General features: G+C 61.7%; 11 protein-coding genes. 1 reads left to right on the forward strand and 10 read right to left on the reverse strand.

What is annotated here, in order from left to right; all coding sequences use genetic code 11:
- Positions 1-2: 2 nt before the first annotated feature.
- From ABAC402_RS33400 to ABAC402_RS33420, 5 genes are all read right to left on the reverse strand, one after another.
- A complete protein-coding gene (locus tag ABAC402_RS33400; RefSeq protein WP_023450188.1) occupies positions 3-1,919 on the reverse strand; it encodes a sulfotransferase in 1,917 nt (638 codons plus the stop codon).
- Positions 1,916-2,539, reverse strand: a complete 624-nt coding sequence (locus ABAC402_RS33405; protein WP_023450189.1) for an aspartyl/asparaginyl beta-hydroxylase domain-containing protein — start codon at positions 2,537-2,539, stop codon at positions 1,916-1,918. Before ABAC402_RS33405 ends, ABAC402_RS33400 begins: the two co-directional genes overlap by 4 nt.
- Entirely contained in the window at positions 2,536-3,174 is a 639-nt protein-coding gene (locus ABAC402_RS33410; protein ID WP_023450190.1) for a sulfotransferase family 2 domain-containing protein, read from the reverse strand. Before ABAC402_RS33410 ends, ABAC402_RS33405 begins: the two co-directional genes overlap by 4 nt.
- A 73-nt stretch (positions 3,175-3,247) precedes the next feature.
- Positions 3,248-6,061 (reverse strand): TonB-dependent receptor, encoded by a 2,814-nt coding sequence (locus ABAC402_RS33415; RefSeq protein WP_023450191.1) that lies wholly within the window; start codon positions 6,059-6,061, stop codon positions 3,248-3,250.
- A 459-nt stretch (positions 6,062-6,520) separates the two neighbouring features.
- Positions 6,521-7,474, reverse strand: a complete 954-nt coding sequence (locus tag ABAC402_RS33420; protein WP_235079975.1) for a DeoR/GlpR family DNA-binding transcription regulator — start codon at positions 7,472-7,474, stop codon at positions 6,521-6,523.
- A 100-nt stretch (positions 7,475-7,574) separates the two neighbouring features.
- Between ABAC402_RS33420 and ABAC402_RS41130 the strand changes: the two genes are divergently transcribed.
- Positions 7,575-7,697, forward strand: a complete 123-nt coding sequence (locus tag ABAC402_RS41130; protein WP_255346313.1) for a hypothetical protein — start codon at positions 7,575-7,577, stop codon at positions 7,695-7,697.
- An 85-nt stretch (positions 7,698-7,782) separates the two neighbouring features.
- Here the strand turns inward: ABAC402_RS41130 and ABAC402_RS33425 are convergent, their stop codons facing one another.
- The 5 genes from ABAC402_RS33425 to ABAC402_RS33445 form a co-directional block, all read right to left on the reverse strand.
- Complete coding sequence (locus ABAC402_RS33425; RefSeq protein ID WP_023450195.1) at positions 7,783-8,115, reverse strand: DUF962 domain-containing protein; 333 nt, start codon at positions 8,113-8,115, stop codon at positions 7,783-7,785.
- Positions 8,116-8,131: 16 nt separating this feature from the next.
- Positions 8,132-9,280 (reverse strand): GNAT family N-acetyltransferase, encoded by a 1,149-nt coding sequence (locus ABAC402_RS33430; RefSeq protein ID WP_031235749.1) that lies wholly within the window; start codon positions 9,278-9,280, stop codon positions 8,132-8,134.
- Positions 9,264-10,688: a M20/M25/M40 family metallo-hydrolase gene (locus ABAC402_RS33435; RefSeq protein WP_023450197.1), complete on the reverse strand. Its 1,425-nt coding sequence runs from the start codon at positions 10,686-10,688 to the stop codon at positions 9,264-9,266. Before ABAC402_RS33435 ends, ABAC402_RS33430 begins: the two co-directional genes overlap by 17 nt.
- Positions 10,689-10,773: 85 nt before the next feature.
- Positions 10,774-12,474 (reverse strand): hypothetical protein, encoded by a 1,701-nt coding sequence (locus ABAC402_RS33440; protein ID WP_023450198.1) that lies wholly within the window; start codon positions 12,472-12,474, stop codon positions 10,774-10,776.
- A complete protein-coding gene (locus tag ABAC402_RS33445) occupies positions 12,471-14,174 on the reverse strand; it encodes an Hsp70 family protein (RefSeq protein ID WP_023450199.1) in 1,704 nt (567 codons plus the stop codon). The genes ABAC402_RS33440 and ABAC402_RS33445 overlap by 4 nt, the downstream gene beginning before the upstream one ends.
- Between the last annotated feature and the right edge of the window lie 24 nt (positions 14,175-14,198).

Raw genomic sequence — 14,198 nt, forward strand, 5'->3', positions numbered from 1 at the left:
CGTCACGCTCTGTAGCGGGTGAGAGCGTCACCCAGGGCGTCGCGCAGGGGCGACATCCAGGGGGCGAAGTTTTGCCATTGTACCGTCCCCTGCGGATCGATGGGCCGGCGCACCTGCTCGGAGCTGGGCGTGCGGACGCTGCGTTGGGTCGCGTGATAGGCCAGGCAGCCGGCTTCGTAGGGAAGGCCGCAATGGGCCAGCAAACGCCGGACCTGGCCATCGAGATCCTGAACCAGGTCCTCGTACTGAATGTGCAGGACCCGGCCCGGCAGTACGCGATCCCAATGGCCCATCGCATCGAGATAGGTGCGGTAATGCCGGCCGATGTCCACCAGATCGTAGCTGAACATCTGGTTCGATCCACCGAACAACTGCTTGAAGTTGCTGAAGCCGCTGGCCATCGGCTCGCGCCGCACGTCGACGATGATGGCGTTGGGCATAAGGAGATGGATCAGGCCGATATGCCAGAAATTGTTCGGCATCTTATCGACAAACATGGCTCGGCCCTCCCGGCGATAGGTGTGGGTGTCATCGAGGTAACGCCGGGCCAGTCGCCGCGCGGCCTCGGGTGTAATCCGCAGTGCGGCGGCCAGGTCGACAGGCAGGTAGCAGGCGGGGTCACGGCCAAAGAGCTCAGCGGCGTAACGCTCAATCTCCGTGAGTTCCTGGGTGCCTTCGACGGAAGAGTGTGAGGCCAGAATCTGTTCAATAAGTGTTGATCCGGACCGCGGCAGGCCGACAACGAAGATGGGGACGGGCGAGGGGGCCGCCAAACCCCAGTCCCTGCGCTGGGCGAAGAATTCCGCTGTAAAGACCTGTTTCAGATGCGTTGCGCAGGCTTCAGCGCCCTCAGGGTTGTAGGTGCTGGTGCGTTTGCGCAGCGCGTTGCCCAGCGCGTAACTGCGCCACGACGGTTCGTACTCACCCCTGTCCTCAAGCGCCTTGCCCAGGGCAAAGCCGAGGTAGATCCGGTCCATATCCTGAAGGTCATGTTTTTGCAGGGCGGCGCGCATCCGCATGATGTCTGCGTCGCTGAAACGATAGGTTTTGAGGTTGGCCAGGCCAAACCAGGCCACGCCATAGTCCAGCTTCGCCGCCAGGGCGGCGTGATAGTCGGCAAGGGCCTCTTCATACCGGCCGGTAATCTTTAGCGCATGCGCCCGCCAGTAGCGCAGGTCGGCGATTTCGGCCGCCGGCAGTACCGGTCCGCCAGGGCTCAGCAACCGATCGTACACAGTGATCACCGGTTCATAATCGCCGAGCGCGACGCAGGCAGCGGCATATTGTTTGAGGTAGTCACGGTGGTCCGGGTCTTGGGCCAACAGGTGTTCCGCCTGTTGCCGTGCCGGCAGGGGCTTTTGGCTTTGCAACAGGACCAGGGCGTAGTCCAGACGCGCCGCGTGATAATCGGGGGCGCGGGCCAGCACCGCGTCGAGGAGGGCTTCGGCCTCATCCAGCCGGCCGCCATCGCTCAGGATTCGGGCCAGCAGCCGCGCCGCGCCGATATTGTCCGCGTCACAGTCCAGGTAGTCCCGGATGACGTTTTCAGCCTCTTTCAGGTCGCCGTCGGCGTGTAGACTGTTAGCAACCACCACCTGGGGCGGCAGGTTACGCAAATGGGCCAGGGTTTGAGCGGCCGCTGCCGCCTGGGCGGGGACGCCTGTCAGCCGGTAGAGCTGTTCCAGCATGTCCCAGCTTGCGGGTAGAGTCGGATTGAGACGCACCGCGTCCTGCAACGCAGCAATGGCCGAGGCAGCATCGCCTAGACCCACGTGACAGTGGCCCTGCTCCTGATAGAGGCGGCTGAACCGCGGATAAAGCGTCTGAAGGCGGGCGAGCCTTGCGAGGGCGTCGTCGATGCGGCCTTGCTGGCGCGCCATCTGGGCCGCCTTGAGCTGGGCATCGCGATCGGCCGTCATCTTACTGTGTCCCTTGCGGGCTTGGCCAACCAGGCAGGCTCAGCTTGCTCGGTGTCATAGTATTCGAAGATCAGATGGACCCGGTCCGTGTCCCCATCGTTGCGCACCCAATGCGGCCCCAGATTGTCGACCTCGACCGCCTCTCCGGGCGGAAAAAAGTGTGGCGCGCCGCCAAAGAAGGACACCACCTTGGGGTTGGTCAGGATTGGAACATGAATCTTGTGCGGCCATTTGGCGGCCAGGTTGGCGTCAACGTGTGGGTGAATGACGCCCCCCGGCGGCATGGCGGCCAACATGACCCTGGGGAAGGCGGCCTGTCGGTAGCCATAGCTCGCTACGGCCTGAGCCAGTACCGGTTCCACCAGGTCGCGCCACTGCGGCCAGGCGCTGCGATCGTGCGACCGGCGCCAGTCCAGGACGCTGTCGACAAAGCGGAAAACCATGTGGCGGGTTTCACCCAAGGCCTCGAACCGGTTCGGTTTGCAGGCATTCTCTTCGCGCCAGACTGTCTGTGGGATCGCCATGACAGCGTCGCGAAGAGGGGCGATATCGACCGGACCGAGATGGCGAACGCCCCTTGTCTTGCGCGGGTTGGCGGCGGGCAGAGGGTCAATCGTCATCTCGCGCCCTCGAATCCATAGCCGAACAGGTCGAGATCCTGAGCGTAGCGCGCGGCAACCCCCGCAATCAGGGCGTCATCATAATACTGACGATAATCGCCATGACGGCTGCCATTAACGTGGCCAAGTGGCTGCGATGGCAGGCCAAGACGGGCGCAGATGCGGTCATACGAGCCCTGCATGTCTTCGACTCGGCCGACCATATCCGTCAGCAGGGTATTCCCGTCGTCATCAACGAGCAGGGAGGCCTGGGGCTTGAACAGGATATGGTCCTGCGGTGGTGCGACAAACAGGAAGTGGTGCATGACCTCGCGGGGGGCACGCTGAAAGGCGTCGCTGTCGCGCAGCATGAAGGCGCAGTAGGAAACGAAACGCGCGAACGGATTGCGCACGAAGGCAAACTTGAAATAGGCGGCAAAGGCGTCGTCGCCGAGATAAGGTCGCACCTGCCGCAACGACAGATGGCCGTGCTGGATAGCGGCCAGATCTTGCCAAGGGAAGCGTTTGTTGACGAACAGCCCCACCTGTTCGACGTCGTCGTCCCCCAGATGTTCGCGCAGCGCCTGGCGCACGGAATGGGTGCCGGTCTTGGGAACCGCTGCGAAAATGAAACGATGATGATGGGAAATGATCACAGGGCTCAACACTTGTAAAGACAGCGCCCCACCTCCAGGGAGGTGGAGCGCGTCGTCATTACACAGTTTTACGTCAGAATTTGTAGGCCAGGCCGAACATGTAGGTCGTCCCGCTTTGGTTCTGATTGTAGAGATACTCGTTCTGACCCCAGAACTGCGTATCCTTCTGGTTGGTCAGGTTGATCGCATTCAGCGAAAGTTGCAGCTTGGGATTGATATTGTAGAAGGCCGCGGCGTCGATATAGGTCGATTCCTGGAAGCCACGCGTGCTGGCACTCATAACTTCACTGCTGCGGCCCGAGTACCACTTGCTGCGGTGGCTGAGCGAGGCGCGCGCGCCCCAGACCTCGGTCTCATAGTAGACCGTGGCGTTGTAGCTGGTTTTGGAGATGCCCGTGATCTCGATCGGGGCATCGACGGAGGTGTAGTTGGCGACCACGCCCAGGTTATCGAAGGGGGCGGGCAGGAAGGTCAACTGACCCTGTGCCACCAGTTCGAAGCCGGTGAGCGTCTTCGTGCCGGAAATATTGACTGGCATCGAGAACTCATCGACGATCGTGTTCTCATTGGCGCCCGGGATGGTGCCGGAAGGCACGCCCGTCTCGCTGAACGGGATGTTTTCGAGGGTCTGAGAACCGATGAAGTTGGTAATCTTTTTCTGGAACACGCCGGCCGAGACCAGACCTGTTTTACCAAAATAGTATTCTACCGACAGGTCGAGCGTATCGTCCTTGTAGGGCTTGAGGTCCGGGTTGCCGCGCGAGGCCGAGATTTCGCAGTTGTTTTCGGCGTCTGGCTTGCTGAAATCGCAGTCGTCGTTGGACTGGAAGGCGCTGCCCTTGGCGGCCATCGAGCCGAGACCCGGACGGTTCAGGTTCTGGGTGGCGGAAAAACGCACCAGCACGTCCGGAGTCATCTCCAGCACCGTGTTAAGGGCTGGAAGCACGCCGGAATAGCTGCCTTCGACGTCGGCTGTGCCGAGATAGGCGTAGCTGTCGCCCTGAATCCAGCCGACGCTGCGGGTGTCGGTCTGGTAACCGCGCAGACCAATATTGCCGCGGAAACGCTTGCCGAACAGTTCGCTGTCCCAGTCAGCCTGAACAAATTCCGAGATCGTTGATTCCGTGGTGTCGTAGACGTTCTCGATGTCCTGGAGTGCGCCGCCCGTTCCGTCTTTGTTGGGGCCGAAACGGTGGTATTCGTTATACTTGGCAAAGGCCTTGTCATAGTCGCCGATCAGCCAGGAGCCGAACTCGTTGGTATAGACCGAGGTGATGTCAGCGACTGACGTGCCGCGCGTCTTGGTGCGGGTTCCGTTGACGTTGTCGTCATAGAACTTGTCGATGCCGCCTTGCGAGAAGCGGTGATAGGCAACACCCGCCCGCAGGGTCCACACGTTCGACAGGGCATAGCTCGCGTTGAACTCAGCTTCGCGCAGTTCGGACTGGTTGTTGAAACCACGGTAGTAGAACGAGTCCATGACGTAGTTGTCGGCGTCGGTCGTGTCCCAGCCCGGATACTGGAAGGAGGCCGAGCGCCCGTCGCTACCATAGTCGGCGATCAGGTTGCCCCTGGCGCGCATGTACAGCTTGTCGTCATAGGGCGTCTCATAGGTCGACTTCTCATAGCCGATATGGCCTTCGAGGGTGAGGCGATCGGACAGGTTCCACTTGCCAGTCAAGGCAATCTGATCGAAGCGGTTCTCGTTCAGCGAGCGGCGATGTTCGCTGCCAAAAGTCGTACCTGTGACGTCGGTCATGGTTACGTAGTTGCTGCTGTCCCAGCGCAGGTTGTTGATGACCGAAGCGGTCTGGAAGGACGTCGGCCAAACAGTGCTGGCGGGCGTGTCGAAGGCAACCGAACCGGACGAGGCCAGCGGCCGTGTCGCGAGGTGAACTTCGCTGCGCTCTGTGGTGTATTCGCCATGCAGCACGTCCAGAGTGAGCAGCATGTTCTCGATCGGACGCCACTGCACGGCGGCAGTCAAGCCCAGGCGCTCCTGGTCTGAGTTCCAGGACGAGATGCGGTTGCCGTCGGCGAAATACAGGTCGCCGGACAGGAACTTAGCCTGCTGAGCCGTGGTCAGTTTGGAGATGTTCAGACCCTTGGCGACCAGTTCCGCCATCTTGCCGGCGCTGGGCTGCTCGTAGTTGTAGGTGTTGTGGCCCTGCTCGGTGGTCTCGCGCGTGCTGTAGGCAGCCGATACAGCAATGCCGAAGCGGTTGTCCCAGTTATAGCTGTACAGCGCGGCGATGCGCGGCTGGACATCCTGGGTGTATTCATTGGTGCCGATCTTGACCGACAGCGCACCCTTGCTGCCCGGCTTGTAGTCAAAGGGCTTGCCGGTATAGAGGCCCACCGTTCCACCCATGCCGCCCTCTTTTTGTGCGGCTTCAAAGGTCTTTTCGACCTCTACGCGTGAGAACAGTTCCGAAGCGAAGATGTTGAAGTCAAAGGCGCGGTCGCGCGAACGCTGGCCACGGCTGTCCTGGGCCGAGTCGACATTGCCGAGCACCTCCATGCCGTTGAGTTGAACGCGGGCGAAATCGGGCCCCAGGCCGCGCAAGGAGATGCGGCGGCCTTCACCGGCTTCACGGGTGATCTGCACGCCGGGCAGGCGTTGCAGCGACTCTGCCAGGTTGAGTTCAGGGAACTTCGCCATGTCTTCGGCGACGATGGCATCGATTTGAATATTCGAGCTGCGCTTCAGTCGGCGGGCATCGCTAAGCGATTTGCGAAAACCGGTGATGACGACTTCGACCGGCGCGGTCTCTGTGGCCGACGACTCGGTTTGCGATGACGTCGTGGTGTCTGTTTGCGCGAAAGAAGGCGCAGCGATCAGGAGGAGGGCGCCGGCGGCTGCGCCCGTCATGAGCATGTTCTTCATCAGATCTCTCCGGGGATGATAAGGGGGCGGGACGATCGCGATGCACGGGACATGCTCCGCAGACGACCTCAGGCGGAGCGATAGCGCTGCTTTGTGACAATTGTGTTCTTTGTGGGCAAAAATGTGAGATTTTGTGAATTTCTGTTGCGAATGTGTTGCTGCGGAGATGCAATTCATCAGATCACGGCGTAATACCAGCCTCGTAAAGAATAACTCCGGGTATTCACTTTTTTTTCAGCTCAAGCGCCGGACTAGGCGCCCCCCATGGTTCCTCGCAAAAGCTCGGGCGCGCCGAAACGTACGCTGGCGCGCTTGCCAACCCGCGGTGTGCCAAGAATTTCGCGGGTCGGCATTACTCGTTCTGCGCGACCGTCCTGAGGCCACGCAGAGAGATGTGCGACGAAGCGGGCGGCCGCGTCGGAGACTATCTTTTCAACAGGAGGGGCGGCGTACGCGGTTTCAGCCGATCTGGACTTCGGCATCCCGCAAGGCTTCGAGCAGTTGCGCTGGCGGCGGGGTGTCGGTGATAAAAATGTCGATATCCTTGAAATCAAGCGCCTTGACGATGCCTTGCCGTTCAAACTTGGTCGAGTCCGCCAGGACAACGACTCGGGACGCCAAGGGGAACAATCTGGCCTTCAAAGTCGCCTCCGGATAATGAATATCCAGCAGACCACGCCGTGAATCGATGGCGCTGATGGAAAAAAACGCGATCGCCGGGGTAAACTGGCTCATGAAGGCTTCGGTGGCGGCGCCGAAGCAGGATTGGTAGTTGTCATCGATCTCGCCGCCGCCAAAAAACACCCTGCAGTCGTTCTTGCCGGACATTTCCCGCGCGACTTCCAGGGCGTTTGTAATGATGTTGAGGTGGCGCTGCTTCGACAAAGCCCGGCTGAGCCAATAGGAGGTGGAGCCGGAGTCGATCAGGATCGTCATGCCATCTTCCACAAGCTGTGCTGCCTTGAGCGCAATGGCTTGTTTCTTTTCTGCATTCTGGTTGCGGCGGGTCAGGTATGGCGCTTCAGCGGCGGTTTCCTTCAGCGTAACGCCCCCGCGCACGCGGTAGGCCTGACCTTCGGCCTCCAACTGGCGAATGTCGCGGCGGATGGTTTCGTCGCTGACGTCGAACCGTTGCGCCAGATCCGCAATGGTGCAGGTCCGATGCAACTGCAGCAGATAGTAGATTTCGGACTGACGGGTTTCCTGCAGCATGCGTCCCCTGGACAGTGTTCCTGGCTCGTCGAGATGTGGTGGCTTTACAACCGCTTGCCGGGTAATGCCACTTAAAAGTCGTGGCGACACTGCTTCAACGTGAAGCGCGACCGGTCGTTCCTCCATCATCTCACGCACGCCCATGCTCAGGGCCTGTCCGCGGCCGTGATCGTCGTCGCGCTGCTGCAAGACGTCGGACATATGGTGCACGACCTGGGCGAAACGCCAGCCAAGGCGGGGGGCGACGATTGCCACGAATAGGTTGGCGCACAGTGGAGAGGCGGCTTTCGCGACCGCGACGGTGGGAGAAACCTTTCAGGCCGGAATCTGGGGCCAGGACGCTGAGGCGGAGGAGCGCCGTAACGGCATGAAGGCCCGGGCCGTCAGCCTGGAAACCTGGTTTGGCGCACTGAGGAAGACGTAGGTCAACAGATTTCACAGATTACGACACTGAAAAATCTGTGAAATCTGTGGATCCTCTTTTGAGGGAAACGCTTCGCGGCGAAACTTCAGGAAAGCCTCTCCGCTGCCAGGGCACGGCGTTTGCCCAACTGACCGGTCAGCCACAGGAAGAACATGTGGTAGTCGCCCATGAAAGACCACAGCGGATACTTGAATGTCGCCGGCCTGTTATGTTCGACGAAGAAATGCCCGATCCAGGCAAACCCGTATCCGGCCACCAAGCCTGCCAGTATCCACACCGGATTGCCGGTCCATACTACAGCTACCAAAGCCGCAATCCCGCATGTCGAACCGATATAGTGCAGGGCGCGGGTCAGCGGTACGCTGTGTTCGCTCAGATAGAAATCGAAGAAGGCGGAATAGGTGGTGTGTCGGGTCATAAACCACCCTACCACATCACGGCGCCTTTTTGAACGGCGATGCTTCGTCGCCCAGAACAGCCATATGTTCCAGCACGGCCTGGCGTTCCTGGCTTAGATAGTCGGCCACCGGAGCCCGCAGACGGGCATCGCGAATATAGTGCGCTGAATAGACCGGGTGGGGCAGGTAGCCGCGCGACAGCTTATGCTCGCCCTGGGTGCCGGCTTCGACCCGCTTCAGGCCGCGTGCGATGGCGAAGTCGATCGCCTGGTAATAACAGACTTCGAAATGCAGGAAGGGCAGGTCGACATGGCAGCCCCATTGCCGGCCATACAGCACGTCGTCGCCGATGAAATTTACGGCCCCTGCCACTGGCGTGTCTTCGTCATAGGCAAAGACCAGCAACATCTTGTCGCGCAGCGTCTCCGCCGCCATGGGAAAGAAGTCCCGCGTCAGATAGGGCGTTCCTGTGCCCCATTTGCGTTCATAGGTGTCGGCGATAAAGGCATAGAGCTGATCGAGGTGGCCCTGGGTAATGTCGTTGCCGGTGATCTGGCGCACATCGACCGCCGCCTGGACATCGCGGCGTTCGCGCCGGATAACCTTGCGCCGGTTCGCGGACAGCGCCGCCAGAAAATCATCGAACGACCCGTAGCCGGGATTGTCGAACCAGAATTGCTGATCCTGTCGCTGGAGGAAGCGGTTTTCCCCCAGCATCTCCCATTCTTCGACCGTCGGGAAGGTAACATGCAGCGACGACAGCTCATTGCGATCGCACACTGATATCGCCGCCTCGGCAAGCGCCGCGCGCACAGCGGGATCGGGTGACAGAAGCCGCGGCCCTGTCACCGGCGTGAACGGGATCGCGGCCTGAAGCTTGGGGTAATAGGCGCCTCCGGCCCGCGCGTAGGCCTGCGCCCACGACTGGTCGAAGACATATTCGCCCATCGAATGCGACTTGACGTACAGCGGCATGACGCCGACGACGGCATCACCGTCCGACAGCGACAGGTGTGCCGGCTGCCAGCCCGTGCCGGCGCCGACACTGCCGCTGCGTTCCAGGGAATCGAGATAGGCGAACGCGGTAAACGGGTTGCCGTCCGGACGCAAAGCGTCCCAAGCGGTCTCGCCGATCTCGGAAATGGCTTCGTGCAAACGAAGCCTTAGCTCACTTGCCACCGGCATAGATTTTGATCAGCTTGTAGAACAGACGCCGGCCGTCGACGACCGACTGGACCTGGATGCGTTCGTTCAGGCCGTGGGCATTGCCGCCGTCCGGATCGACGAACATGCCGCGGAAGCCGTAGCTGGGGATGCCGGCGGCCGAGGTGTGGATACTGTCGGTGGCGCCCAGTGTCATGACCGGAATGACGGGTACGCCGGGATAGATATCGGCGCTGACTTTTTCGATCGGTCCCAGGATTTCCGGTGGCATTTTCGGCGTGGGCGTCGCCGGGCTGCGGTGGCCGTCGGTCTCGACCTTGACTGTCGGGTCATTGATCGCCGCGATCAGCCCCGCCTGGACGGTTTCGACGGGGACGCCGGGGAAGATGCGGCAATTGACATTGGCCGTGACCGATTGCGGCAGGGCGTTATGGGCGTGGCCGCCATCGATCAGGGTAGCGACACAGGTGGTGCGCAGGGTGGCGTTCAGGTTAGGTTCGTTGCTTAGCGTAGCTTCGGCGGCTGCATCTTCGGGATTGGCGACGATGGCGGACATGGCGGCACCGATCTCGCCGCCCTTGAGCTTGGCTGTGCGCGTGAAATAGGCGCGGTTGGCGTCATTCAGCATCACCGGAAACCGGTAGGCCTGCACCTTCTTCAAGGCATCGGCCATGGCATAGATGGCGTTGTCCGGCCGCGGCCGCGAGCTGTGGCCGCCGCTGTTGGTCGCCGTCAAAGTAAAGTCCTGATAGACCTTCTGCGCTGCCTCGATGTTCATCGCCACGCGTTTGCCGCTGGCATCCAGTTCGCCGCTGGCGCCCTCGTTAATGGCGAAGTCGGCGTCGATCCAGTCCTTGCGCTCGTTCGCCAGGTAGCGGGCGCCGTTGAACACGCCTTCAGTCTCTTCACCACAGGTCAGGGCGACCTTGATTGACTTTCTCGGCGTGTAGCCCTCCTGCTTGTAGCGGATCAGGGTGTCGACAAAGATGGCCGCCTGGGCCTTGTCATCGGTCGTGCCGCGTCCATAGAAATAGCCATCTTCCTCGATCAGGGTGTAGGGATCGCGGACCCAGTCCGAGCGCCTGGCCTCGACGACGTCGATATGGGCCAGCAACAGAATACCCTTGGCGGTCTTGTCCGTGCCGTGCAGCGTCGCCACCAGCAGCCCGTCCTTGGGCGCATCAGCAGGCGCATAAAGATGAAGGTCGGCGTCGCTGTAGCCGGCGGCCTTCAGGCGCGTTGCCATCCGTTCGGCCGCCAGAGTGCACGAGCCATCGGAATGCTGGGTATTGGTCTCGACCAGTTCTTCGTAAAGCGCTCGGAAGGCGGGCCAGCCGTCGCCGGATTTGTCGGCGGCAACAGCGGGGGCGGCCAGGGCCGCAGGCGTCAGACACAGGGCGGTGACAAGGGCGACAAGACTGGTTTTCATGGGAGGCTCCGGGTCGGCTCCTGCAACAGGGAAGCATCAACGCTAGCATCCTATTTGCGGGTGCACAATCGTCGCCGTGCGACCATCAGGCCTTGGATTGAAGGTCGCGTACCATGACGACGATCATCGATACGCCGATCCAGAACAGCAACAGGGCTCCGCTGACGATAAACAGGGACTTCAATCCGCCGTTCAATCCGAACCAGATCAACGCCATCATGCTGTACCACTTCAGACGGAAGCTCCATTCGCCCAGCATCGGGGCCATCGGCCGATGCAGCAGGGTCAGCGAGGCAATCAGGGCGACGGCCTGGGCGTGCCACAGCGGATTGGCCCACCCGTTGGCGGGGGAAAAGCCCGCCGTGATGCGGAAGAACAGCACCGCAGCCGCGACGGTCAGGCCAAGCACCATCAGACAGGATGCCAGCCGCCATCTGGGCTGCAGCGACAGCCATAGGTCGAACATCGGCCGGCTGCCGTACAGGCTGACGACCACGGCCGCCAGCACCGCCAGCGACATCTGGATCGTCGACATCAAGGGCATGGTAAAGGCTGCGATGACGGCAAATCCAACCAGATAGGTTTCGCCCAGCAGCGAGCGAATTTGCCACAGTTCGCCTGTGCTGGTGTCGGCGCGGCCCGTCGTGCGTACCCAGACGGCGACAAGCAGTGACAGGATACCGACAATGACGGCCAGGGCAGGGCTGGCCGGCAGGGCCGCGACCGCCAGTACGGCCAGTATGGCCAGGCCCCAGCCGTAACGCATCCAGGCCGGCGCACCGTAAACATGGGACATCTGCCAAAACCTGCGCGGCATCTCGAAGCCGTACAGATTAACCAGTGCCGCCGCCGCAAAGACGGGGGGCAGGCCGAGCAAAATGCTGAGCGCGCGCCATTCTTCGGGGAGAAACACCTGGCTCAGGAGCAGCCCAAGCAGGGACAACGGCGACAAAAGCGTCACCCACAGGCCCCAGCCACCGAGATGCGGTCGGTCGAGAAAGCCGTCCCATTGGGTCACGGCGTCGCTATTCATATCAACTATGGCCGTGGGATGGCTCCACCGCAGGGTGTCCAGAAATGCCTTGATATGACTGGGCTGGGTCGGCGAGAACAGCCGGCGGGTGAGCGTGATCGGCTTCGGCGGCGCGGTCAGGACGCGGTAGGCGCCACTATGCTCCGAGGGATGTCTGCGCGTCTCATCTAGGAAGGCGATATCGCGCTGACGTGCCAGAATCTGCTGGATGTCGCGATCATTCTGCTGACGCAGGCTGCGCCCGCCCCAGTGAAAACGATCGATGGCCGGCCGGATCAGCACGTCGGATTTCGGCGAACGGCTGGCGATCAGCCAGGCCAGCCAGTCCTCGGTCGCGGCGTGAATATCGACCATGGCCATCGCGGGCGAGGCGATGACGACATTGTAAGCAGCCAGAACAGAGTCCGGGTCAGGATTAGGCTTGCGCAGGACCGCTTCGAGTTGGCTTTGCAGGTCGGCATGGATTTGACGCGGATCGGGCTCGGCCGGTTGTGCCGGAGCAGCCGGTTCATCGACCGGCACGGTATCAACCGGATCGACCTCGTCTTTTCGCGAAGGTATGACCATGGCGAAGCTGGGCGTATCGTCGTCGACTCCGGCCAGGGCCTGTTCATAAGCCGCGCGCAGGACCTTGAACCCATCCGGGTCGTCTTCCGGATTGGTCTCCTTCAACTTGCGGGCATAGGCACGACGAATGTCTTTCTGATCGCGCGTCCGTTTGATGCCCAGGGTCTGCCAGATCGACCGACTCACAACCAGGTCTCGCCTTCCAGGGAGTCGAGATGGGCGCTCAGTTCGCCGCGGGCCCGTTCGACCAGGCGCGGGTCCTGGCTGTCGAGCACCGCTTCGAACTGGCTGATCAGGCGTGCGACGTGGTCGCGGACATCGCCGAGGTGGTTTTCATAGGCGCGGTTGGCGCGGGCCAGCAGGGCACGGCTGGCGTCGGTGTCGCGCGGATGAACCTTCAGCGCCTCCAGGCCCTTGCGCTGCTTTTCCAGGTCGGCGCCCGACGGGCCGTCCTCATCGACAATAACCAGTTGCCTCCGCTCTCCCGTCATCGGCACGTGAACATCGACCTCCAGCAGCCCGTTGATATCGTAGGTAAAGCGGACCTCGATAAAGACCTCTCCGGCCGGACGCCGCGGCACCGGTACGCGCAGCTTGCCCAGGGCGACATTGTCGCTGACATAGCGCGACTCGCCCTGATAGATTTCGATCTCGATCTCCGACTGGGCATCCTGCAGCGTCGACAGGATCTCGACCCGGCTGACCGGTACGGTCGTGTTGCGTTCGATGATCGGTGAAAACAGGCCCGACCGCACATTGCCTGATGCATCACGTTCGCCCGTTGCCACCCCCAAGCTGAACGGGCAGACATCGGTGACGGCCACCTCTTTCAAGGCGGCGTCGCGCGCCTTCAGACCGGCCTGGACGGCGGCGCCCAGGGCCACGGCTTCGTCCGGGTGAACGGTTTGGGACGGAAAGCGGCCGAACATGCGCGTTACCGCCTTGCGCACAACCGGCATGCGTGTCGCGCCGCCGACCAGGACGATTTCGCCCAGGGACGCCGCGTTGATCTGGCTGTCACGCAGGGAACGCAATACGGGTTCGCGCAGACGCTCGATCAAGGGGGCGGACAGGGCTTCGAAACTTTCCGTTGTGACGGTGTGGTTGTAGGCCTTGTCGCGCCAGATGAGGTCCATCGTGGCTTCGCCGGCATGGGTGAGGGCACGGCGGGCGCGTTCAGCGGCGGCGCGCAGCTTTTCGCGAAGGGCGTCCTCTTCGCCGGATTTCAGTTTCCAGTCGTCGCGAAAACGGTAACGCATGTCGTTGACCAGCAAATCGTTGAAGTCTTCGCCGCCCAGCCTGGCATCGCCGGTCGAGGCGCGAACCTCGATGACGCCTTCGAAGATTTCCAGGATCGAGACGTCAAAGGTGCCGCCGCCGAGGTCGAAGACCAGGAACTGCGATTCATTGTCGAGCAGATGAATGCCGTAGGCGAGCGCCGCCGCGGTCGGCTCATTCAAAAGGCGTTCGACCTTCAGTCCGGCCAGTTCCCCGGCCCGGCGCGTCGCCTTGCGCTGCTTGTCATTGAAATAGGCCGGCACAGTGATGACAGCTTCGGTCACCTTTTCGCCGAGCCAGGCCTCGGCGTCGCGCTTCAGCGACGCCAGGACCAGGGCCGACAGGGCCTCAGGTGAGAACGTCTTGTCGCCCAGCCGGGTTTCGCGTTTGGCGCCCATATAGCGCTTGAAGGCGGTCGCCGTGAGGTGCGGATGGGTCGATTGGCGTTCGCGCGCCTGCAGGCCGACCAGGACTTCGCCGCTGTCGTCGATCCCGACCGCCGATGGCGTCAGATTGTGGCCCAGGCTGTTGGGAATAAGCTCGGCCTTGCCATCGCGAAACACCGCAGCGGCAGAATTGGTCGTGCCCAGGTCGATACCGATTATCACTGTCGTTTCCCCCTCCGATATCCG

This window comes from Asticcacaulis sp. AC402, assembly GCF_000495835.1.
Classification (GTDB): Bacteria; Pseudomonadota; Alphaproteobacteria; order Caulobacterales; family Caulobacteraceae; genus Asticcacaulis.